Raw genomic sequence first — 21,920 nt, 5'->3', positions numbered from 1 at the left:
GCTACTGCTCCCTGACAACAACAAGACGTCAGGGAGCACGCCATGCCGACCACCCACGCACCGAAAGCCGTCAATCCGTCCGCCTCGCTGCATGCGGAATCGCTGGGGCTGGCGAAGAACCACGGCCGCCTCGCCGGACGGCGCATCATCGTGGTCGGTGCGGGCCAGCGCACCACCGTGGATGAAGCGCCGCCGATCGGCAACGGCCGCGCCATGAGCGTGCTGTTCGCGCGTGAGGGCGCCTCGGTCGCGTGCCTCGACGTCAACAAGGACGCCGCCGACGATACCGTCGCGCAGATCACAGGCGAAGGCGGCAAGGCCTTCACCGACGTGGTCGATGTCTCCGACGTCGCGGCGATCGCGCCCGCGGTCGAACGCTGCGCGCAAAAGCTCGGCGGGCTCGACGGGCTGGCGCTCAATGTCGGCATTTCCTCCGGCCTGTCGCTGCCGAAGATGACGGCGGAAGCCTGGGACCGCGACTACGCCGTCAATGTGCGCAGCCACATGCTGTTCGCGCAGAAGGCACTCGAGGTGATGGCGCCGGGCGGCGCGATCATCCTGATCTCCTCGATGGCGAGCCAGCGCGCCGGCGGCCGCAACCCGGCCTATGAATCCTCCAAGGCGGCGCAGATCGCGCTGGGACGCGCGATCGCGCGGGCCGGCGAGGACAACGGCATTCGCTGCAATGTGATCGCGCCCGGCTTCATGGACACGCCGATGGGCCGAGATGCCAGCCGCAGGCGATCGGACCGCGCCGTGACAGTACCTTTCGGCCGCCAGGGCACCGGCTGGGAGGTCGCCTATACTGCGCTGTTCCTGATTTCGAATGAATCCTCCTATGTGAACGCGCACACTTTGTTCCTCGATGCCGGCCACATGGGCGGAATTGTGCGCGGCTAGCCTGCAAACTGGGCATATCCCGGCCATTGCGCTCGTCGCGGCAATGCACAAATCTCTCCTCATCCGTCATTGTCTGGAACCGTTTCACATGAGCCAACCGACCAAACTTCTCGAGCCCTACAAGCTTGGCCCGCTGACGCTGCCGAACCGCTTCGTGATGGCGCCGCTGACGCGCAACCGCGCGGTGCCGCCCGGCATGGTGCCAAGCCCGCTCGCGGTGGACTATTACGGCCAGCGCGCTTCCGCCGGCCTTCTGATCACCGAGGCGAGCCAGGTCTCGCAGCAGGGCCAGGGCTATCAGGACACGCCCGGCATCTATTCGAAGGAACAGGTCGCGGCCTGGCGCAAGGTTACCGATCGCGTGCATGAGCGCGGCGGCCACATCTTCATCCAGCTCTGGCATGTCGGCCGCATCTCGCACACCTCGCTGCAGCCGAATGGCGGCGCGCCGGTGGCGCCGAGCGCGATCCGCGCCAAGGGCAAGACCTTCGTGAACGGCACCTTCGCCGACGTGTCCGAGCCGCGCGCGCTCGAACTGTCGGAAATCCCCGGGATCATCGAGGATTTCAAGCGCGGCACCGCGAATGCGCTGGCGGCCGGTTTCGACGGCGTCGAAATCCATGGCGCCAACGGCTATTTGCTCGACCAGTTCGCGAAGGACGGCACCAACAAGCGCACCGACGCCTATGGCGGTTCGATCGAGAAACGCGCCCAGCTGATGCTGGAGGTCTCCAAGGTCGTCGCCAAGGAGGCCGGCGCCGACCGTACCGGCATCCGCATCTCGCCCGTGACGCCGGCCAACGACGTCTCCGACAGCAATCCGCAACCGCTGTTCGACTACATCGTCGACCAGCTCAATGCGCTGAAGCTGACCTATATCCACGTCATCGAGGGCGCGACCGGCGGCCCGCGCGACATCGCGCCGTTCGACTACGCTTCGCTGCGCAAGCGCTTCAAGCAGGCCTATGTCGCCAACAACGGCTACGACTTCGCGCTGGCGGAGAAGGTGCTGGAGGCAGGTGCGGCCGACCTGATCGCGTTCGGCAAGCCGTTCATCTCCAACCCCGATCTGGTCGAGCGGCTCAAGGCCGGCGCCCCGCTCAACGACTGGGACAAGGCGACCTTCTACGGCGGGGGCGCCAAGGGCTACACGGATTATCCGACGCTGAAGGCGACCGAAGCGGCGGAGTAAGGCCTCGCTTTCTCAGCATCGTCATTGCGAGCGGAGCGAAGCAATCCATAGAACCGCATACGTGGAAGCATGGATTGCTTCGTCGCTATTGCTCCTCGCAATGACGGAAGGCAACAAGGCCGGGATCGCTCCCGGCCTTTGTTCGTTATGCCTCCGCGCTCTCGGGCATTCCTACGCCTCGGCAGCCTCGCCGCTCTCCACCTCTTCCGCGACCATGCGGTCGAGGTTTCGATTGAGCCGCCGCAGCAGGTCAAGCAGGGTTGCGGCTTCGGCCGCGCTGAAGCCGGCCAGCGCCTGGTCCTGATCGCGGTGCAAGGCCTTGCGCGCGGCCGGCAGTTTCGCCCTGGCCGCCTTGGTCAGGGACACCAACTGGCTGCGGCCGTCACCCGGCATCGGCGTGCGCTGCACCAGGCCGTCGCGCTCCATCCGCGCCAGGATCTGCGCCATCGACGGCTGCTCGACCTTGGCGGCGCGGGCGAGATCGCGCTGTGACATCGCCTTGCCGTCGCGCAACAGATAGATCACCGGCAACTGGCCGATGCTGAAACCGTGCGGTTTCACCCGCCGCTCACCGAGCCTGAGGAAGCTGCGCGAGGCCATGTTGACCAGCGGCGCCGGACGATCGAACAGGTCCCAATCGGTCACGATCCCACCATTTACATAGGCCCCTATTTATATTAGATAGGCCCCTATGTATCCTGTTGTGAGCGTGGTGTCCATGAGTTCAGATCCCATTCGAATTGCCATTGTGGGCGCCGGCCCCGGCGGTCTGACGCTCGCCCGCCTGCTGCATGTTGCCGGCATCAAGACCAGCCTGTTCGAACGCGAGAGCTCGGCAACCGAGCGGCCGCAGGGTGGAACGCTCGACCTGCACGCCGAGAGCGGTCAGCTGGCGCTGGCGCGCGCCGGGCTTACCGACAGCTTCCTGCGCATCGCACGTTACGAGGACCAGGGCAGCCGGCTCTACACGAGCGATGGCCGGCTGCTGCTCGCGGACGACGACATGACCGGCGACCGTCCGGAGGTCGACCGCACGGCACTGCGCGACCTGCTGCTGCAATCCTTGCCGACGGATGCCGTCGCCTGGGCGCGCTGCCTGCGCGAGGTCGCGCCACGCAATGACGGCCGTTACGATCTCCTGTTCGACGATGCGCGCGAAGGGCCGTTCGATCTCGTGATCGGCGCCGACGGCGCCTGGTCCCGGGTGCGGCCGCTGGTGTCGCGCTATCAGCCGCAATACAGCGGGCTGACCTTCATCGAGTTCGGCATCGACGATGTCGACACGAGGCGCCCTGCCCTGTCGGAGCTGGTCGGCCGCGGCAAGATGGGCGCGGAGAGCGCCGGCCGCAGCCTGATGGTCCTGCGCAACGGCAACGCCCATCTGCGCGGCTATGCGATTTTCCGCGTACCCGTCGAATGGGCCGAGCGGCGGTTCGACGTCACCTCGCCTGCCGCGATGCGTCACGCGCTGCTCGGCGAATTCGCAGGCTGGGCCGATGCCCTGCTCGACCTGCTCCGCGCCAGCAATGATCAATTCGCGCTCCGGCCGATCCACGCGCTGCCCGTCGGGCATCATTGGACCAACCGCCCAGGCATCACCCTGCTCGGCGACGCCGCGCACCTGATGTCGCCGTTCGGTGGTGAAGGCGTCAACGCCGCGATGCTGGATGCGGTGGAGCTGGCGGCGCATCTGGTGGGATCAAAGGATTGGCGCGAGGCCGTTAGTGCTTACGAGACCGGGATGTTCGTGCGCGTCGCCAAGCCCGCCGGCGAGGCCGCCGAAGCCGCCGCGACCGAGCTGTCACATATCAGCCAGGAACTGACGCTGGCGCACCACCAGGCGTACGTGCAGATGCGCGCGGCAGCCGGCGACTCCGCGGCGCGGTAAGCGCTGGTCATGATCTCCGGCGCCGCATAACATGAAGCGGATCGAGCAAGCCTGAACACGGTCGCATGCGGGAATGAGCAAGGACAACGCCGAGGATATCGTTCGACGCGCCACCGTCGCCTTCAATGGCGGCCGGCATGGCGAAGCGATCGAGCTCTGCGAGCGCGGCCTTGCGCGCCAGCCCGGCGAGCCGATGCTGAGCCATCTGCTCGCCGCGGTGCTGTTCGCCAAAGGCGAGATCGCACCGGCCCGCAGGCATGTCGAGACCAGCTTGGCGCGGCGCCCGGACAATGCGGCGGCGCGGCTGCTCGCGGCGCGCCTCGCCCGCAGCGGCGGCGAATTCGACGCCGCACTGACGCATCTCGACCGCGCCGTCGCGCTCAAGCCGCAACGCGAAGCCTTCGTCGAGAAGGCACGCACGCTGGAACTGGCCGGCCGCAAGGCACAGGCCCGCGAGGCCTGGGAGGCGATCCTCAAGGCCATCCCGGAGCATCAGGAAGCCAACGCAAGACTTGGCCGGCTGGCCTGGGAGGCTGGCGACCTCGCCGCTGCGGTGAGCTTGCTCGAGCGCGCTGTTGCAAGCACGGCGCCGGCCTCGGTGTGGTTCGATCTCGGCGTCGCAAAGCAGGATTTGCGCGATCATGACGGCGCCGCACGCGCCTATCGCAAGGCGCTCGAGATCAAGCCGGATTACGCCGAAGCGGCGCTCAATCTGGGGATCACGCTGCAGGAGAGCGGAGAGCCCGACGCCGCGATGCAGGCCTTCGCGCGCGCCTATGCCTTGCGTCCGCATCTGTTCGGATCGATCGCCATGGCGCTGACCTCGGCCCCACACGGTCGGCTGTGGCTCGATGAGCGCGCGCTGCGTGCAGCCTTAGGTCACTAGCCGGCCGCGCTTGGCGCGGAAATGCTTGCGATAGACGTTGGGTGCGGCCAACACCTCGCCGACGACCTTGGAATAGGCTTCCCGGTGCGCGTCGTCGAAGGCCTCGAACACCAGTTCGGGGGCGGCGCGCGGCACCGCGAAGCATTGCACGACCGGCATTCCCTTCGGCAACACGCCGGCAAAATCAGGCTGGGTCCAGACCGCCGGGAAATTGATGCCGCCGTCGTGAAACCGGTCGGCGTCGACCAGCCCCGAGATCACCCGGAACGGCAAGTCGTCGCGATTGACCGGATGCGTCGCGAACAGCGACCAGCCCGGCTCGAGCTCGATGGTCCAGAAGCTGTTGAATTTCAGCGCAGCCTGCCCGTTGGCGAACGGCGCGCCGGCGAACTGCGCGACCGGATGGAAGCTGAGCGGTGCACGCGGATGACCCTGCGTTGCGGGCTCCGGAATGTCCCAGTCCCAGGCGAGGGCACCACGCTCGACCCTGACATCGCAGGGCAGCGGGATCATGACCCCGTGGGCCATCGCATCGACGAAGGGCGGGCATTGCTTGACCGTGCGGATCTCGCGGTCGTGGATGTCGGAATGCGCCTTCGCCGGCATCGCGCGCAGCCAATCGGGCAACGCAGTGCGGGCCGGGAACGGTCGCGGCAGATGATCGGCGAGCCGCGGGTCGCAGCGAAAAGTCATGCGCATGACGAAACTCCGGAGGTCATGATGCGATGACAAGGAGACGCATATGACCTCATCGCGTCATTTGAGCACAATCCTGAACCGGTCTCCACAGCCACAGATCCAGCAAAAAAGGCCGGGATTGCTCCCGGCCTTTTGCAGTTTGCGGATGGCGTGGGCGGTCAAGCCTTCTTACTTCGCTTCGGCGCGCTTCGGCGGGCTCGCCGGCCACGACTTGATCAGCGTGTCGTAGTCGATCGTTTCGCCCTTCGGCTTCTCGTTCGCGAGCTTGCGCTGCGGAGCGATGGTGCCGTCCTTCTCGGCCTTCTTGTACCAGTACTCGGCAGTTTCCTTCTTGTTCAGCTTCGGTCCGCAGGCACCCTGCACACCGGACTTCTCAAGACGCTCCATCACCGAATCCTGGGCCGCGGCGAGCGCGTCCATCGCAGCTTGCGGCGTCTTCGCACCGGACGACGCATCGCCGATGTTCTGCCACCAGAGCTGAGCGAGCTTCGGATAGTCAGGCACGTTGTTGCCGGTCGGGGTCCACTGCACGCGCGCGGGCGAACGGTAGAACTCGATCAGACCGCCGAGCTTCGGCGCGCGCTCGGTGAACGACTTGTCCCAGATGTCGGATTCACGGATGAAGGTGAGACCGACTTGGCTCTTCTTCAGGCTCGTCGTCTTGGAGACGATGAACTGCAGATAGAGCCAGGCCGCCTTGCGGCGATCAACCGGGGTCGACTTCAGCAGCGTGGCCGAACCCACGTCCTGGTAGCCGAGCTTCATGCCGTCCTTCCAGTACGAGCCGTGCGGCGACGGAGCCATACGCCACTTCGGCGTACCGTCCGCGTTCATCACGGCGATCCCCGGCTTCACCATGTCGGCGGTGAAGGCGGTGTACCAGAAGATCTGCTGGGCGATGTTACCCTGCGACGGCACCGGGCCCGACTCGGAGAAGGTCATGCCCTGCGCCTGCGGCGGAGCATACTTCTTCATCCAGTCGAGATACTTGACGATCGAGTAGACCGACGCCGGGCCGTTGACGTCGCCGCCACGCTCGACTGACGAGCCGACCGGACGGCAGCCTTCCATGCGGATGCCCCATTCGTCGACCGGCAGGCCGTTCGGGAGGCCCTTGTCGCCGTTGCCGGCCATCGACAGCCAGGCGTCGGTGAAACGCCAGCCGAGCGAGGGGTCCTTCTTGCCATAGTCCATATGGCCGTAGACCTTGACGCCGTTGATCTCCTTGACGTCGTTGGTGAAGAACTCGGCGATATCCTCATAGGCCGACCAGTTCACGGGCACGCCGAGATCGTAGCCGTACTTGGCCTTGAACTTGGCCTTGTATTCCGGGTTGGTGAACCAGTCGTAGCGGAACCAATAGAGGTTCGCGAACTGCTGGTCGGGCAGCTGATAGAGGTGGCCGTTCGGTGCCGTCGTGAACGACTTGCCGATGAAGTCGTCGATGTCGAGCATCGGATCGGTGACGTCCTTGGCTTCGCCCTTCATCCAATCGGTCAGGTCGACGGCCTGGCCGTAACGGAAGTGGGTGCCGATGAAGTCGGAGTCGTTGATCCAGCCGTCATAGACGTTCTTGCCGGACTGCATCTGGGTCTGGATCTTCTCGACGACGTCACCTTCCTGGATGATGTCGTGCTTGACCTTGATGCCGGTGATCTCCTCGAACGCCTTGGCGAGCGTGCGGGATTCATATTCGTGCACCGTCAGGGTCTCGGAGACGACGTTGATCTCCATGCCCTTGAAGGGGGCAGCGGCCTTGATGAACCACTGCATCTCCTTCATCTGGTCGTCCTTGGAGAGGGTCGACGGCTGGAATTCGCTGTCGATCCACTTCTTGGCGGCCGCCTCGTCGGCGCGGGCCGGCGCGACAAGAGTGACCGATGCTGCGACGAGCGCGACCGCGCTGGTCATCGTCAAAAGCTTATCTTTAGTCATTCGTAAATGTCGCATTAGATTCCTCCGGTTGCAGCGACTAAATCAGGCCCGGGTAGACCCCGGATCTGCTCTTTTTCGCGTTCTTCAGACGGTGCGAAAAATCACCACGGCTGAAAGAAGCGAAATTACCGTTCCGAGCCACAGGCTCGAAATCTCGACGCCCTCCCCGATCGGCAGGGTGAAAATCGGATCGGTGCCGACGAGGCCGACCCACAGCAGGTGGATTACCGCCGCCAGCACCAGCGAGACGAACAGACGGTCGCCGCGCGTGGTCGGAATGCGCAGCACGCCGACCCGCTCGGCTTCCGGATAGGCGATTGCGAGCCAGGTCATCATCCCGAGCGTAGAGGCAAGCAGCACGAAGAAGACCGCGGTGGGCAAGGTCCATGCCATCCATGCGATGCTGTCCATGAGCGCCTCCTAGACCCGGCCGAGCGCGAAGCCGCGCGCGATGTAATTGCGGACGAACCAGATCACGAGTGCGCCGGGGATGATGGTGAGCACGCCGGCCGCAGCAAGCAGGCCCCAGTCCATGCCGGCAGCCGAGACCGTGCGCGTCATGATCGCTGCGATCGGCTTGGCCTGCACCGAGGTCAGCGTGCGCGCCAGCAGCAGCTCGACCCAGGAGAACATGAAGCAGAAGAAGGCGGCGACGCCGATGCCGCTCGCGATCAGCGGCACCAGGATCTTGATGAAGAAGCGCGGGAACGAATAGCCGTCGAGGAAGGCGGTTTCGTCGATCTCGCGCGGCACGCCGGAAACGAAGCCTTCGAGGATCCACACCGCCAGCGGCACGTTGAAGATGCAGTGCGCGAGCGCAACCGCCCACGGCGTATCGAACAGGCCGATCGCCGAATACAGGTTGAAGAACGGCAGCGCGTAGACCGCCGCCGGCGCCATGCGGTTGGACAGCAGCCAGAAGAACAAATGCTTGTCGCCGAGGAAGCGGTAGCGCGAAAACGCATAGGCCGCCGGCAACGCCACCGCGATCGAGATCACGGTATTGATGACGACATACTCCAGCGAATTGATGTAGCCCGAATACCAGCTCTCGTCGGTGAAGATGCGCCGGTAATGCTGCAGCGTTGGCGTATGCGGCCACAGCGTCATCGTCGAGACGATCTCGGCGTTGGTCTTGAAGCTCATGTTGACGAGCCAGTAGATCGGCAACAGCAGGAAGATCAGGAACAGCGCCATGATCAGGCGGCGGCCGGGGATCGAATGCATCACGCCGCTCCTTGCTTGACCGGGCGCTCGGAGCCGGCATTGGTCATCACGGTGTAGAACACCCAGCACACGATCAGGATGATCAAATTGTAGACCAGCGACAGCGCCGCGGCCTTGCCGAGGTCGAACTGGCCGAGCGCGATCTTGACGAGCTCGATCGAGACGAAGGTCGTCGAGTTGCCGGGACCGCCGCCGGTGACCACGAACGGCTCGGTGTAGATCATGAACGAGTCCATGAAGCGCAGCAGTACCGCGATCAGCAGCACGCGGTTCATCTTCGGCAGCTGGATCGCCTTGAACACCGCCCAGCGCGAGGCGCCGTCGATCTGCGCCGCCTGGTAGTAGGCGTCGGGGATCGACTTCAGGCCGGCGTAGCAGAGCAGCGCGACCAGGCTGGTCCAATGCCAGACGTCCATCACGATGACCGTGACCCAGGCGTCGACCTCATTGGAGACGTAGTTGTAGTTGAAGCCGAGGTGGTTCAGCACATAGCCGAGCAGGCCGATATCGGGCCGGCCGAAGATCTGCCAGATGGTGCCGACCACGTTCCACGGAATCAAGAGCGGCAGTGCGAGGATGACGAGGCAGGCGGCGACGCTCCAGCCTTCGCGCGGCATCGACAGCGCGACGATGATGCCGAGCGGCACCTCGATCGCAAGGATCACGGCCGAGAAGAACAGGTTGCGGCCGAGCGAGGCCAGGAAGCGGCCGCCGAGATCGGTCGAGGGATCGAGCAGCTCCTTGAACCAGCCGACACCGTTCCAGAAGAACTGGTTGTTGCCGAAGGTGTCCTGCATCGAATAGTTCACCACCGTCATCAGCGGCAGCACCGCCGAGAACGCCACCACCAGGAACACCGGCAGCACCAGGAACCAGGCTTTTTGGTTGATGGTCTTGTCCATCAGGCGACCCCTTCGACCAAATGGCTGTCGGCATAGACGTGGACGTTGGCGGGATTGAAGATCAGGCCGGCGGTATCGCCGGAGATCGAGAAGCCCGGTGGCACGCGCGCCGCGAGTTTGGTGTTGCCGATCCGGACGCGGGCGAACTGGATGCGGCCGAGATCGTCGATCCGCTCGATGGTGGCCGACAGCAGCCCCGACGCGGGTGCCGCGACATCGACAAATTCAGGCCGCACGCCGATCTCGATCTTCTTGCCGGCAGGCAGGACACCATAGTTTCGATGCAGGCCGATGACATGGCCGTCGATCCGCGCCTCGTGGCCTGAGACCTCGGCGGGCACGATGTTCATGCCGGGCGAGCCGATGAAGTAGCCGACGAAGGTATGCGCCGGCTTGTCGAACAGTTCGGCCGGCGTGCCGCTCTGCACCACGCGGCCGTCATGCATGACGACGACGGTATCGGCAAAGGTCAGCGCCTCGGTCTGGTCGTGGGTGACGTAGATCATCGTGAGGTCGAGTTCGCGATGCAGCGCCTTTAGTTTCGAGCGCAGCTGCCATTTCAGCTCGGGATCAATCACGGTCAGCGGCTCGTCGAACAGCACGGCGGCGACGTCGGAGCGCACCAGGCCGCGGCCGAGCGAAATCTTCTGCTTGGCGTCGGCGGTGAGCCGCGTCGCCTTGCGGTTAAGATACGGTGTGAGGTCGAGCAAATCGGCGATCTGCCTGACCCGCGCATCGACCTCGGCCTTCGCGACGCCACGGTTCTTCAGCGGGAAGGCCAGGTTCTGCCCGACCGTCATGGTGTCGTAGATGACAGGGAACTGGAATACCTGCGCGATGTTGCGCTTCTGCGTCGACAGTGGCGTGATGTCCTGGCCGTCGAACAGGATCTTGCCGCGCGACGGCGTCACGATGCCGGAAATCAGGTTCAGCAGCGTGGTCTTGCCGCAGCCGGAGGGCCCGAGCAGCGCATAGGCGCCGCCCTGCCGCCAGGTCATCGTCACCGGTTTCAGCGCAAAGGATTCCAGCGGCGCGTCATTGCCGCTGTAGGATTGCGCGAGATCGACGAGGTCAATGCGAGCCATCGGGCATCTCCCTCAATTGCTCTTGCTGGCTGACGCGCGTGCCGCAAGCGAACTGCCATACAATTCGCTAGCAAACGCGGTCGCGGGCGACGCGACCAGGCGGTCAGCGGCGTCAAACACGAAGATATTCTCGGGATCGAGCGCGGCCTCGAGCACCTGCCCGGGTTCATATTCATGCACGCCGTGCAGCACCGCGACCCAGTTCGAATCATGGACATGAACGTGCACGAAACTCTCCGACCCCGTGATCTCGGTCACCGTGACGGTGGCGGAGAATTTGTGGCGGCCGGGCACGACGCTCCCGACCTCGAGTTGGTGCGCACGGAAGCCGATCTTGTACCTGCCGTCAGGCAGGTTGGCGTACAGCCCGGCCGCGGGCGCCTGCTCGCCGCCGGCATAGATCACCCGGTCACCCTTCTTCTCGATGCCGATGATGTTGAGCGGCGGATCGGAGAACACCTGCGCGACCCGCAGCGTGTCGGGATGGCGGTAGACCTTCGGCGTCGCGCCGGTCTGCAGCGCCTGGCCTTCCCACATGCACACCGTGTCGCCGCCGAGCAGCAGCGCCTCCGACGGTTCGGTGGTGGCATAGACGAAGATCGCACCCGAGGCCTCGAAGATCCGCGGCAGCTCGGCGCGCAGCTCCTCGCGCAGCTTGTAGTCGAGGTTGGCGAGCGGCTCGTCGAGCAGCACGAGGTCGGCGCCCTTGACCAGCGCGCGCGCAATCGCGGTGCGCTGCTGCTGGCCGCCGGAAAGCTGCAACGGCGTGCGCTTCAGATAGGGCTCGAGCCGCAACAGGCTTGCCGCCTCCGCCACCCGCTGCTCGATCTCGGCCTTCGGCTTGCCCTGCACCCGCAGCGGCGAGGCGATGTTCTCGTAGACCGTCAGCGAGGGATAGTTGATGAACTGCTGATAGACCATCGCGACCGAGCGCTGCCGCACGTCGGCGCCGGTGACGTCCTTGCCGTCGACCAGCACGCGACCGGTGGTCGGCTTGTCAAGACCGGCGAGCAGCCGCATGATCGAGGTCTTGCCCGACAGCGTCGGCCCGAGCAGCACGCTGAGCGTGCCACGCTCCAGCGTCAGCGAAACATCGCGGATGGTCTGGATGCCATCCACGGTTCGCGTGACGTTCTGCAGTGTAACGCTCATGCCCGTCCTCCCGCTTCGCGGAGGGGACGTTCACCTGACACGCGGTTGGCGACCATCCACTCGTCGAGCGCGGCGATTTCACCCGCCGTCATCCGCAAGCCCAGCTTGGATCGTCGCCAGACGACATCGTCCGCGGTCCGCGCCCATTCGTTCGCCATCAGGTACCGGACTTCACTCTCCGTCAAGGTGGCGCCGAAGGAGCGGCCGAGATCATCAGCCGTTGCTGCATTGCCCAAGACCTTGCTGGCGCGCGTGCCATAGGCGTGGGCGAGACGGTTGGCGTGGGACTGCGCGAGGAACGGATAGTTGCGAACCAGCTCGGCGCTCAGCGCCGCGACCGCGGAGACGTCCATGTCGCCGCCGGGCAGCGGCGCCTTGCCGGTCCAGCCCTCCTGCGCTTTCGCGCCGCGGAGATAGGGCGACAGCCGCTCCAGCGCCTCTTCGGAGAGGCGGCGATAGGTGGTGATCTTGCCGCCATAGATCGACAGCAGCGGCGCACCGCCGGGCGTATCGAGCTCGAACACGTAGTCGCGAGTCGCGGCCTTGGCTTCGCTCGCACCGTCGTCATAGAGCGGACGCACGCCGGAGTAATTCCAGACCACGTCCTCGGGCTTCACCGGCTTGGCAAGGTATTCGCTGGCGGAGGCGCAGAGATACTCGATCTCCTCACGCGTCGCCTTCACCTCGGCCGGATCGCCGTCATAGTCGCGATCGGTGGTGCCGATCAGCGAGAAATCGTTCTGGTAGGGAATGACGAAGATGATGCGGCCGTCGGCATTCTGGAAGATGTAGGCGCGGTCGTGGTCGTAGAGTTTCGGCACGACGATATGCGAGCCCTGCACCAGCCGCACCTTGGCACGCGCGTTGACGCCGACACCGGTGGCGAGCACCTGCTCGACCCAGGGACCGCCGGCGTTGACCAGCACGCGCGCCTTGATGGTGTCGCGGGCGCCGGTGGCGCCGTCCTCGACCGTGACATGCCAGACGCCGTCGATCTGCCTGATCTCGACCGCGCGGGTGCGGGTGCGAATCTCGGCGCCGCGATCGGCGGCATCGCGCGCGGTCAGCGCCACCAGCCGCGCGTCGTCGACGAAGCAATCGGAATATTCAAAGCCCTTGGTGTAGCGCCCGGGGATCAGCGGCTTGCCGACCACGTCGCGTGTCAGGTCGACCGAGCGCGTCGCCGGCAGCAGGTGCCGGCCGCCGATGTGGTCGTAGAGGAAAAGACCGAGCCGCAGCAGCCAGGCCGGGCGCAGGCCGGCGTGGTGCGGCAAAACGAAACGCAGCGGGCGAATGATATGCGGCGCGATCTGCCAGAGGATCTCGCGCTCGATCAGCGCCTCGCGCACCAGACGAAACTCGTAATACTCGAGATAGCGCAGGCCGCCATGCACGAGCTTGGTCGACCAGGACGACGTTCCGCTGGCCAAATCATTCATTTCACAGAGGAAAACAGAATTGCCCCGGCCCGCCGCATCGCGCGCGATGCCGCAGCCATTAACGCCGCCTCCAATGATGGCGAGGTCGTAAATTCGGTCCAAAGAACGCTTCCCCCGGCAACCGTTTTCGCTTTGACGGTTTTACTTTCGGATTGCAGTAGATCACAACCGAAAACGAAAGCAAAGTGAAAATAGGGAACTCTTGCTGGGGATTTTTTGGGCGGAATGATCGTGGCGGGGGCAGCGGGTTCCGGATTTATCGCCATCACGCCGAACTCTCCTGTTGAACCCGTCACCCTGAGGTGCGAGCGGAGCGAGCCTCGAAGGGTCGACGGCCACCGGCCGGGCCGCGCACCCTTCGAGGCTCGCTCCGCTCGCACCTCAGGGTGACGGGTCCGATGATGAACGCTTTGATCAGAGAGTTCGGAATTACGCGCTGCGCAGCGTCGCGGGTGCGGCGTCGGCGCCGTTGTCGTCGATATCGGCCTGCGGCTTGTCCATCGCGACGACAACCTCGATGCCGCGGCTGTGGCAGATGTTGGCGAGGCCCGCGGGCAAGGGCGAATCGGTGACGAAGGTCTGGATCTGGCTCATATGGGCGATACGCACCGGCGCGCTGCGGCGGAGTTTTGTCGCATCCGACACCAGCATCACGTTGCGCGCGTTGGCGATGATCGCCTGCGCCACCTGCACCTCGCGATAGTCGAAGTCGAGCAGCGCGCCCTCCTCGTCGATCGCAGACGCGCCGATGATCGCGTAGTCCACCTTGAACTGGCCGATCAGCTGCGTCGCGGTCGAGCCGACCACCGCACCGTCGGCGCGGCGCACCGTGCCGCCGGCCACCACCACCTCGATGCGCGGATGGCGGTACAGCAGCATCGCGACGTTGAGGTTGTTGGTGATGACAAGCAGGTCCTCATGCGAGGTCAGCGCACTGGCGACCTCTTCCGTCGTGGTGCCGATGTTGATGAACAGCGAGCAGCCGTTCGGAATCCGCGCGGCCGCAGCGGCGCCGATCGCCTTCTTCTCCTCGGCGGCGACGAATCGGCGCGCCTCATAGGCGAGGTTCTCGACACCCGAGGCGATGATGGCGCCGCCATGGATGCGGGTCAGCGACCGCTCGTCGCAGAGATCGTTGAGGTCCTTGCGGATGGTCTGCGCCGACACCTCGAACCGCTTGGCAAGGTCCTCGACCATGACCCGGCCGAATGCGCGTGCAATGTTGAGGATTTCAGTCTGGCGATGGGAGAGTCCGGCCACGGCGGCCCCCTTGAAACGGCGAATGACCCATCGTGCGACCGTTCGGCACCGAGGTCAACGAGCAAGCATCGCCGGGGTTAAGGACTGCGTTGCAGCAATGTGGAGCCGGCAACGTTTCGGCACAATGCCTCACCAAGCCATTTCCTCACCAAGCCATGGCGGATGCAACAAGGCGAATCAATTCCGGATCATCGAATGCCGCCGCGCTGGCGGCCGCGCCGGCCGCGAGCAGATCGGCATGACCGAGCCCGGTTCGCATCCCGATCGTCGCGATGCCCGCCGCCGTCGCGGACTGGATGCCGGAGCGCGAATCCTCGAACGCGAGCGAAGCCGAAGCCTCCGCGCCTGCGCGGCGCAGCCCCTCGAGATACGGCAATGGATGCGGCTTGCCGTGCGCCAGTTCATCGCCGATCACGACAGCCTTGAAACGGTGCGCGATGCCCAGTCCCGCGAGCAGCAGTTCGGCGTTCGGGCGCGGCGCGTTGGTCACCGCCACCATCGGCACGCCGGCGCGATCGGCCCGGTCGAGCAGCGCCATCAATCCCGGCACCGGCACGATCTGGCCGGAGACCAATTCGCGGAAAATCCGCTCCTTCTCGCCAAGGATGCTGGCGCGGCGGTCGGCCGGCTCGTGGGCGAGGAAGCGCTCGCCGATCGACGCATTGGAGAAGCCTTGCAGCTCCTTGCCGAAGCGCGCGTGATCGAAGCTGTGTCCATGGGGGCCGAGCACCCGGTTGAACGCCGCCAGATGCAGCGGATCGGTGTCGGCGAGCGTGCCGTCGATATCGAACAGCAGTGCTTTGCCTTGTGTCTGCGACATCCGAAAACGTTTCCGTGAGTTCGGATGCATCAATACAGACTCTGGCGGCGCGCGCAAATGACGCGCCGCCGAGGCCGGATGTCAGGAGGCCAGCTGCAGATCTTGCCCAGTGACAAGCCGTCGCGCCGCGCGCTCGGCCTCGCGTGCGTTGCGGAAGATCTGGCCTTCGAGGGCCTGGAAGCGCTGCGAGGCTGCAAAAAACGCGTAACCCTTGGTATCGCGCACCACGATACCCGCGGTCTGTGAACTCACTTCGATGACGTAGCAGTCAGACATTATCGGCCTCGGTTTGATTCCGAGCCGACAACTGCATCACCGTCTGTTTGTTCCTCGGTTTATTTGCGAAGCGAAGCGCCGCTTTTGCGATCGAGCCGCGCTCCTGTCTCAGTTTCGACGCGTTTTCTCTTGCACCGAATCAGCGGCGCTTTTCGCGCGAAAGACGTCAGGTCGAAATCGTCGCACCATCGCGCTGGATTGTTTGCGGACGGCCCTGATCGTCGATCGAGACATAGGTGAAATTGCCATCGGTGACGAGGATCGACTGCTGCTCTCGGCGGCGCAGCACCCAGGCTTCGAGATGCACCGTGATCGAGGTGCGGCCAACGCGCACCAGATTGGCATGCACCGAAACGAGATCGCCGACATAGACCGCCTTGCGGAAGTTCATCGCCTCGATCGCAACCGTCACGGTGCGGGACTTCGCCAGCTTGGAAGCGAACACGCCGCCGCCAACGTCCATCTGGCTGAGCAGCCAGCCGCCGAAGATGTCGCCATTGGCGTTGGTGTCGGCCGGCATCGCCAGCGTGCGGATGCAGAGATCGCCCTGCGGTTCGTTGCCGCTGATCGGCGGTGCGTGAACATGCGTTTCAGGCGCTTGGGTGTCGGTCACTTGAAGGTCTCCCAGCCTGCATCGGGTGCGAAACGATCGCCGAATTTCTGCGCCAGCGCGCGCAGCGCGGATACGACAGCCTCGACGCCGCGGGTGCGCGCGTAGTTGAGCGGGCCGCCGCGGAACGGAGCATAGCCGGTGCCGAAGATCATCGCACCGTCGACCATATCGGGGTCGTCGACGATGCCCTCGCGCAAGGCGGCGATGCAGACATTGGAGATCGGCAGCACCAGGCGGTCGATCATCTCGTCGCTGACTTTCGGACCGGTCTCCGGCAGCGGCGCTTTCTCCGCCTTGCCGTCCCTCCAGGTGTAGAAGCCCTTGCCGGTCTTGCGGCCGAGCTCACCCTTGGCGACCTTCTCGCGCAGCCAGGCCGGCGTCGGCGACAGGGCGTCGCCGAACTTCGAGCGCAGCATGTCGCCGACATCGAGGCAGATATCGAGGCCGACCTGGTCGGCGAGCTCGATCGGGCCCATCGGCATGCCGAACTCGACGGCAGCCGCATCGATCAGGCGCTGGTCGGTCTTCTCGTCCAGCATCATCATCGCTTCCAGCATGTAGGGCGTCAGCGCGCGGTTGACGAGGAAGCCCGGCGAGCTCTTCACCGGCAGCGGCAGACGATCGATGGCGCCGACAAAGGCGAGCGCTTCCTTGAGCATCGCGGCATCGGTGCCGTCATGGCTGACGACCTCGACGAGTTGCAGCCGCGACACCGGATTGAAGAAGTGCAGGCCGAGCAGCCGCTCCGGCCGTGCCAGCGTGGTGCGCAGATCCTGCAAGGGGATGCTCGACGTATTGGTGGCGAGGATCGCGCCCTGCTTCGTCTTCGGCTCGAGGCCGGCATAGACCTTCTGCTTCAGCTCGAGCTTTTCCGGCACCGCCTCGATGATCAGATCGGCGTTGCGGCCGCCCTCACCGTCCATGTCGGGGATCAGCCGGTCGAGCGCATCGCGCTGGTCAATCTTCCTGCGCATGATCTTGCCGAACAGATCCGCAGCGCGCTTCATTGCGCCCGCGATCGGCTCGGCCTTCATATCGGCGAGCGTCACGCGCATATCCTGGTTGGCGCACCAGGCCGCGATGTCGCCGCCCATCGCGCCGGCGCCGATGACGTGCACGTGCTGCACTTTGTTGCCGCTGCCGGCCGCCTTCTTCATCTGCTCGCGCAGGAAGAACACCCGGATCAGGTTCTGCGCAGTCGGCGTCACCATCAGATTGGCGAACGACGCCTTCTCCGCGTTGAGCATTCCCGAGCGGTTGCCGGCGTGCTTCTCCCAGAGATCGATCAGCGCTGAGGGCGCCGGATAATGCTTGCGCGGCGCGGCCTTCTCGGCCTCGCTGCGCATCCGCGAGGCAAGCAAGCCCCGCGCCGGCGCGAAATTGAGGATTGCGGTGAGCACGCCCGGCTTGGCGCGCTTCAGCCGGCCGAACACCGCGTCCTTCACGGCGTTGCGGACGTGACGCTCCTGCGTGACGGCGTCGACCAGACCGAGCGATTTGGCGCGCCGCGCGTCGATCGTCTTGCCGGTCAACATCAAGGTCATCGCCTGCATCGGGTTGACCAGCTCGGTGAAGCGCACGGTGCCGCCGAGGCCGGGATGCAGGCCGAGCATCACCTCGGGAAAGCCGAACCTGGCATCGTCGATCGCGATCCGCATCTGGCAGGCCAGCGCGACCTCGAGGCCGCCGCCGAGACAGAAACCGTGGATCACCGCGACCGAGGGCACGCGCAGCGCCTCCAGCCGGTCGATCACCGCGTGCGCGCGGCCGATCTCGGTCTCGACTGCGCGCGGGTCGTTGGCGCCGCGAAATTCATTGACGTCGGCTCCGGCGATGAAGCCGCTCTTTTTCGCGGAGCGCACCACGAGGCCGGTCGGCCGCTGGTTCTCCAGCGCCGCGACGATGGCATCGAGCTCCTCGAGCAGATCGGCGGACAGCGTGTTGGCGCTGGTGCCGGCGCGGTCGAACAGCAGCCAGGCAATGCCGTCCTCGTCGCGCGTCAGCTTGAAGTTCTTGTACGGGCTGTCGGCGGCCGGCTTCGGCCCGAGCTCGAGCACGCGATCGGCGAGAACGTCCATGATCCGTGAATCCATGATCACACCGTCTCTATCAACATCGCGCCGCCCTGCCCGCCACCGATGCATTCGGTGGCGACGCCGCGCCTGGTGCCGAGCCGCTTCATCGCATTGACCAGATGCAGCACGATGCGGTTGCCGCTGGTGCCGACGGGATGGCCGAGGCTGATCGCGCCGCCATCGACATTCAACTTCGCGCGGTCGATCTCGCCGGCCGCGCCGTCGAGCCCAAGAATCTCGCGACAGAATTTGTCGTCGTTCCAGGCTGCGAGACAGCCGAGCACTTGCGTGGCAAAGGCCTCGTTCAGCTCCCAGGTCTCGACCTCCTGCAAGGTCAGCCCATTACGCTTGAGCAGTGCACTCGCCGACAGCACCGGACCGAGGCCCATGATCGACGGATCGAGCGCCGACCACTGGCTGTCGAGGATGACGGCCCTTGGCGTCAGCCCATGCTTTGCCACCGCCGTCTCGGACGCCAGGATCACCCAGGATGCGCCGTCGGTGATTTGCGAGGAATTGCCGGCAGTGACCTGACCCCACGGGCGCTCGAACACCGGTTTCAGCTTTGCCAGCGTTTCGGCTGTCGAATCCGGGCGGACGCCGTCGTCATGGTCGTAGAACTTGCCGTCGCGGGAGAACGCGGTCTCGACCTCGCCCTTGAGAAAGCCTTGCTTCTGCGCGTTGGCCAGCCGCTGGTGGCTCTCGGCGGCGTAAGCATCAGACTGCGCACGGGTGATGCCGAAGAGATGGCCGACCTTCTCGGCGGTCTGGCCCATGTTCAGTTCGGTGATGGGATCGGTCAGCCCGCGCTCCAGCCCGATGATCGGCTTAAAGTAGCTCGGCCTCACCTTCAGCGCCGCGGCGATCTTTGCCCCTAACCCCTTGGCGCCGGCAAAGCCGGCAAACCAGCGGACGCCGGAATTTGGCCAGACCAGCGGCGCGTGGCTCAGCGCCTCGGCGCCGCCGGCGAGGATCAGGTCGGAGATGCCCTCGCGGATATAACGATAGCCGGTGTCGATCGACTGCATGCCGGAGCCGCAATTGATCTGCATCGTGAAGGCGACCATCTGCTCGCCCATGCCGAGCCGGAGTGCTGCGACCCGCGCCGGGTTCATCTCGTCGGCGATGACGTTGACGCAGCCGAGGATGACCTGGTCGAACGCGGTGGGCGCGAAAGGCTGCCGCGCCAGCAATGGCCGGCCGCATTGCACGGCGAGATCGACCGGGGTGAACGGGCCGGGACCGGAACGCGCCTTCAGGAACGGCGTCCGGCTGCCGTCGACGATAAAGACTGGTCGCGCCATCAGCTTGCCGCCCTCTGCTCACCAAGCTCCTGGAAGAACTGATGCACGTCGGCGGTTTTCTTGTAAATCGGGGACAACGCCTCCGGCGCAAAATCATCGACCTCGATGACCTTGGCCACGGCCTCATGGGCGGCGGCGAGCTTCTCGCCGTCGGCTTCGGTGATGACGCCTTTCTTGACGGCCTCCTTCCAGTCATGCAGCCGCGCCGCGCGCAGCTGCTTGGCCGCATCCTCGGACTCGGTGACAAGGCGGAAGGCTTTTTCCAGTCGCGCGATGCCGCCGTCGTCCTCGACAAAGGCGAGGTCCGGCGTCAGGCGGTCGCGTGCCGCCGACGGCGACAGCACGAGCTGTGCACAGAGATGCACGACGCTATCAGACGGCCCCGTGACGCGCGCGCCGAACGGCTGGATCAGGAATTTCAGCATCCATGCCATCGGGCGGCTCGGCAGATTGGCGAGGATTTCCGCAAAGCGGTTCTCGATGGTCTTGAAGCCCGACGCCATGCACCATTCGAGCGCGGGAAGATCCTCCTTCTGCCGCCCCTCGTCCTGCCAGCGCTTGAGCGCGGCAGAAAGCAAGTAAAGCTCGGACAGGATGTCGCCGAAGCGCGCCGAGAGCATTTCCTTGCGCTTCAGCGCGCCGCCGAGGGTGAGCAGCGCCATGTCGGCGCACAGCGCGAACGCCGACGAGTAGCGCGAGAGCTGGCGATAGAACTCCGTTGCATCGCCGGCATCCGGCGCCGGTGCGAACAGGCCGAAGGTCCAGCTACGGCCCCAGGCGCGGAACATGGTCGCAAAGCTGTGGCCGACATGCTTCCAGAACGCAGTGTCGAACGCGGTGAGCCCCTTGTCGCGATCGGTCTCGCTGAGCGCGTTCATCTCCTGCAACAGATAAGGATGCGCGCGGATTGCACCCTGCCCGAACACGATCAGGTTGCGGGTCAGGATATTGGCGCCCTCGACCGTGATGCCGACCGGCACCGAGCGGTAGAGCCCGCCGAGATAGTTCTGCGGCCCGTCGATCACGGCCTTGCCGCCATGGATGTCCATGGCGTCGTCGATCACGATCCGCATCCGCTCGGTGGCGTGCAGCTTCATGATCCCTGAGATGACGGCAGGGTGACGCCCCTCGTTCAGCGCGGCGCAGGTCAGCCGCCGCGCGGCGTCGAGCAGATAGGCGGTGCCGGCGATGCGCGCGAGCGGCTCCTCGATGCCCTCGAATTTCGAGATCGAGATGCCGAACTGCTCGCGGATGCGGGCATAGGCGCCGGTGGTGCGCGCGGCATAGGCGGCGCCGGCGGCCGACAGCGACGGCAGCGAGATGCCGCGGCCGGCGGCGAGCGCCGTAATCAGCATCTTCCAGCCCTGGCCCAGGCGCTCCTGGCCGCCGATGATGTAGTCGAGCGGGATGAAGACATCGCGGCCCCAGTTCGGGCCGTTCTGGAACACCTGCATAGCCGGCAGATGGCGCTGGCCGATCGAGACGCCGGGCAGATGGGTCGGGATCAGCGCGACCGTGATGCCGAGCTCGTCCTCGCTGCCGACCAGGTGATCGGGATCATAGGCTTTGAAGGCGAGGCCGAGCAGCGTCGCGACAGGCCCCAGCGTGATGTACCGCTTGTGCCAATTCAGCTTCAGCCCAAGCACCTCGCGGCCTTCGAAATTGCCCTTGCAGATGATGCCGGTGTCGATCATCGAGGCGGCGTCCGAGCCGGCCTCCGGGCTGGTCAGCCCGAAGCAGGGAATGTCCTGGCCCGCGGCCAAACGCGGCAGCCATTTGTCCTGCTGCTCTTTGGTGCCAAAGCGCATCAAGAGTTCGCCCGGCCCGAGCGAGTTCGGCACCATCACGGTGACGGCCGCGGTCAGCGAGCGCGAGGAAATCTTGCGCACCACTTCGGAATGCGCATAAGGCGAGAAGCCGAGGCCGCCGAATTCCTTCGGGATGATCATGCCGAAGAATTTCTTGGCCTTGATGAAGCTCCACACCTCCGGCGGCAGATCGCGCCATTCCCAATTGATCTTCCACTCGTCGAGCATCGCGCAGAGCTCGTCGACCGGGCCGTGCAGGAAGGCGTTCTCCTCGTCGGTCAGTTTGGCCGGCGCGAACGCCAGCAATTTCGACCAGTCGGGATTGCCGGTGAAGAGATCGGCGTCCCACCAGACGTCGCCCGCTTCCAGCGCCTCGCGCTCGGTGTCCGACATGGTCGGCAGCACACCACGCGCCCAGGAGAAGATCGGCTTGGACAAGTAATCGCGGCGGAAGCTCAT

Annotated in this window: 21 protein-coding genes; 4 read left to right on the top strand and 17 right to left on the bottom strand. The window is 65.2% G+C overall.

Annotation, left to right across the window (positions count from 1 at the left end):
- The first annotated feature begins 42 nt into the window (after positions 1 to 42).
- Both JQ573_RS25620 and JQ573_RS25615 read left to right on the top strand, forming a co-directional pair.
- A complete protein-coding gene (locus tag JQ573_RS25620) occupies positions 43 to 900 on the top strand; it encodes an SDR family NAD(P)-dependent oxidoreductase (RefSeq protein ID WP_212315616.1) in 858 nt (285 codons plus the stop codon).
- Between the two features lie 88 nt (positions 901 to 988).
- Entirely contained in the window at positions 989 to 2,092 is a 1,104-nt protein-coding gene (locus tag JQ573_RS25615) for an alkene reductase (protein WP_212315617.1), read from the top strand.
- A gap of 171 nt (positions 2,093 to 2,263) precedes the next feature.
- Here the strand turns inward: JQ573_RS25615 and JQ573_RS25610 are convergent, their stop codons facing one another.
- Positions 2,264 to 2,737, bottom strand: a complete 474-nt coding sequence (locus JQ573_RS25610) for a MarR family transcriptional regulator (protein WP_312011623.1) — start codon at positions 2,735 to 2,737, stop codon at positions 2,264 to 2,266.
- A gap of 73 nt (positions 2,738 to 2,810) precedes the next feature.
- Between JQ573_RS25610 and JQ573_RS25605 the strand changes: the two genes are divergently transcribed.
- Both JQ573_RS25605 and JQ573_RS25600 read left to right on the top strand, forming a co-directional pair.
- Positions 2,811 to 3,980: an NAD(P)/FAD-dependent oxidoreductase gene (locus JQ573_RS25605; protein WP_212315618.1), complete on the top strand. Its 1,170-nt coding sequence runs from the start codon at positions 2,811 to 2,813 to the stop codon at positions 3,978 to 3,980.
- A 73-nt stretch (positions 3,981 to 4,053) separates the two neighbouring features.
- Entirely contained in the window at positions 4,054 to 4,866 is an 813-nt protein-coding gene (locus JQ573_RS25600; protein WP_212315619.1) for a tetratricopeptide repeat protein, read from the top strand.
- On the opposite strand, the gene JQ573_RS25595 is transcribed toward JQ573_RS25600, so the two are convergent.
- From JQ573_RS25595 to JQ573_RS25520, 16 genes are all read right to left on the bottom strand, one after another.
- Entirely contained in the window at positions 4,855 to 5,565 is a 711-nt protein-coding gene (locus JQ573_RS25595; RefSeq protein WP_212315620.1) for a hypothetical protein, read from the bottom strand. The genes JQ573_RS25600 and JQ573_RS25595 overlap by 12 nt on opposite strands.
- Positions 5,566 to 5,733: 168 nt before the next feature.
- The gene (locus JQ573_RS25590) at positions 5,734 to 7,476 is read right to left on the bottom strand and encodes an ABC transporter substrate-binding protein (protein ID WP_212316430.1); all 1,743 of its coding nucleotides are present in this window, start codon (positions 7,474 to 7,476) and stop codon (positions 5,734 to 5,736) included.
- Positions 7,477 to 7,584: 108 nt separating this feature from the next.
- Positions 7,585 to 7,911, bottom strand: coding sequence for a DUF2160 domain-containing protein (locus JQ573_RS25585; RefSeq protein WP_212315621.1), 327 nt, complete (start codon positions 7,909 to 7,911; stop codon positions 7,585 to 7,587).
- Positions 7,912 to 7,920: 9 nt separating this feature from the next.
- Entirely contained in the window at positions 7,921 to 8,727 is an 807-nt protein-coding gene (locus JQ573_RS25580) for a carbohydrate ABC transporter permease (RefSeq protein WP_021075985.1), read from the bottom strand.
- On the bottom strand, positions 8,727 to 9,629 hold the full coding sequence (locus JQ573_RS25575) for a carbohydrate ABC transporter permease (protein ID WP_212315622.1): 903 nt from the start codon (positions 9,627 to 9,629) through the stop codon (positions 8,727 to 8,729). Before JQ573_RS25575 ends, JQ573_RS25580 begins: the two co-directional genes overlap by 1 nt.
- Positions 9,629 to 10,714 carry an ABC transporter ATP-binding protein gene (locus JQ573_RS25570; protein ID WP_092124513.1) on the bottom strand — a complete coding sequence of 362 codons (1,086 nt, stop codon included), beginning with the start codon at positions 10,712 to 10,714 and terminating at the stop codon, positions 9,629 to 9,631. The genes JQ573_RS25575 and JQ573_RS25570 overlap by 1 nt, the downstream gene beginning before the upstream one ends.
- A gap of 12 nt (positions 10,715 to 10,726) precedes the next feature.
- The gene (locus JQ573_RS25565) at positions 10,727 to 11,866 is read right to left on the bottom strand and encodes an ABC transporter ATP-binding protein (protein WP_212315624.1); all 1,140 of its coding nucleotides are present in this window, start codon (positions 11,864 to 11,866) and stop codon (positions 10,727 to 10,729) included.
- Complete coding sequence (gene glpD, locus JQ573_RS25560) at positions 11,863 to 13,407, bottom strand: glycerol-3-phosphate dehydrogenase (RefSeq protein ID WP_092124511.1); 1,545 nt, start codon at positions 13,405 to 13,407, stop codon at positions 11,863 to 11,865. Before glpD ends, JQ573_RS25565 begins: the two co-directional genes overlap by 4 nt.
- Entirely contained in the window at positions 13,302 to 13,574 is a 273-nt protein-coding gene (locus JQ573_RS25555; RefSeq protein ID WP_212408750.1) for a hypothetical protein, read from the bottom strand. The genes glpD and JQ573_RS25555 overlap by 106 nt, the downstream gene beginning before the upstream one ends.
- Before the next feature lie 160 nt (positions 13,575 to 13,734).
- Positions 13,735 to 14,565 carry a DeoR/GlpR family DNA-binding transcription regulator gene (locus JQ573_RS25550; protein WP_092124510.1) on the bottom strand — a complete coding sequence of 277 codons (831 nt, stop codon included), beginning with the start codon at positions 14,563 to 14,565 and terminating at the stop codon, positions 13,735 to 13,737.
- A 145-nt stretch (positions 14,566 to 14,710) separates the two neighbouring features.
- Positions 14,711 to 15,385 carry an HAD family phosphatase gene (locus tag JQ573_RS25545; protein ID WP_212315626.1) on the bottom strand — a complete coding sequence of 225 codons (675 nt, stop codon included), beginning with the start codon at positions 15,383 to 15,385 and terminating at the stop codon, positions 14,711 to 14,713.
- An 81-nt stretch (positions 15,386 to 15,466) separates the two neighbouring features.
- A complete protein-coding gene (locus JQ573_RS25540; RefSeq protein WP_212315628.1) occupies positions 15,467 to 15,661 on the bottom strand; it encodes a hypothetical protein in 195 nt (64 codons plus the stop codon).
- A 166-nt stretch (positions 15,662 to 15,827) separates the two neighbouring features.
- Complete coding sequence (locus JQ573_RS25535) at positions 15,828 to 16,289, bottom strand: acyl-CoA thioesterase (RefSeq protein ID WP_409334657.1); 462 nt, start codon at positions 16,287 to 16,289, stop codon at positions 15,828 to 15,830.
- The gene (locus JQ573_RS25530; protein ID WP_212315630.1) at positions 16,271 to 18,367 is read right to left on the bottom strand and encodes a 3-hydroxyacyl-CoA dehydrogenase NAD-binding domain-containing protein; all 2,097 of its coding nucleotides are present in this window, start codon (positions 18,365 to 18,367) and stop codon (positions 16,271 to 16,273) included. Before JQ573_RS25530 ends, JQ573_RS25535 begins: the two co-directional genes overlap by 19 nt.
- A 2-nt stretch (positions 18,368 to 18,369) precedes the next feature.
- Positions 18,370 to 19,653: an acetyl-CoA C-acetyltransferase gene (locus tag JQ573_RS25525; RefSeq protein ID WP_212315632.1), complete on the bottom strand. Its 1,284-nt coding sequence runs from the start codon at positions 19,651 to 19,653 to the stop codon at positions 18,370 to 18,372.
- A complete protein-coding gene (locus JQ573_RS25520) occupies positions 19,653 to 21,920 on the bottom strand; it encodes an acyl-CoA dehydrogenase (protein ID WP_212315633.1) in 2,268 nt (755 codons plus the stop codon). Before JQ573_RS25520 ends, JQ573_RS25525 begins: the two co-directional genes overlap by 1 nt.

It is taken from the genome of Bradyrhizobium sp. AUGA SZCCT0105, from assembly GCF_018129565.1.
Taxonomy (GTDB): domain Bacteria; phylum Pseudomonadota; class Alphaproteobacteria; order Rhizobiales; family Xanthobacteraceae; genus Bradyrhizobium.
This window is presented reverse-complemented; position numbering and strand designations above follow the sequence as displayed.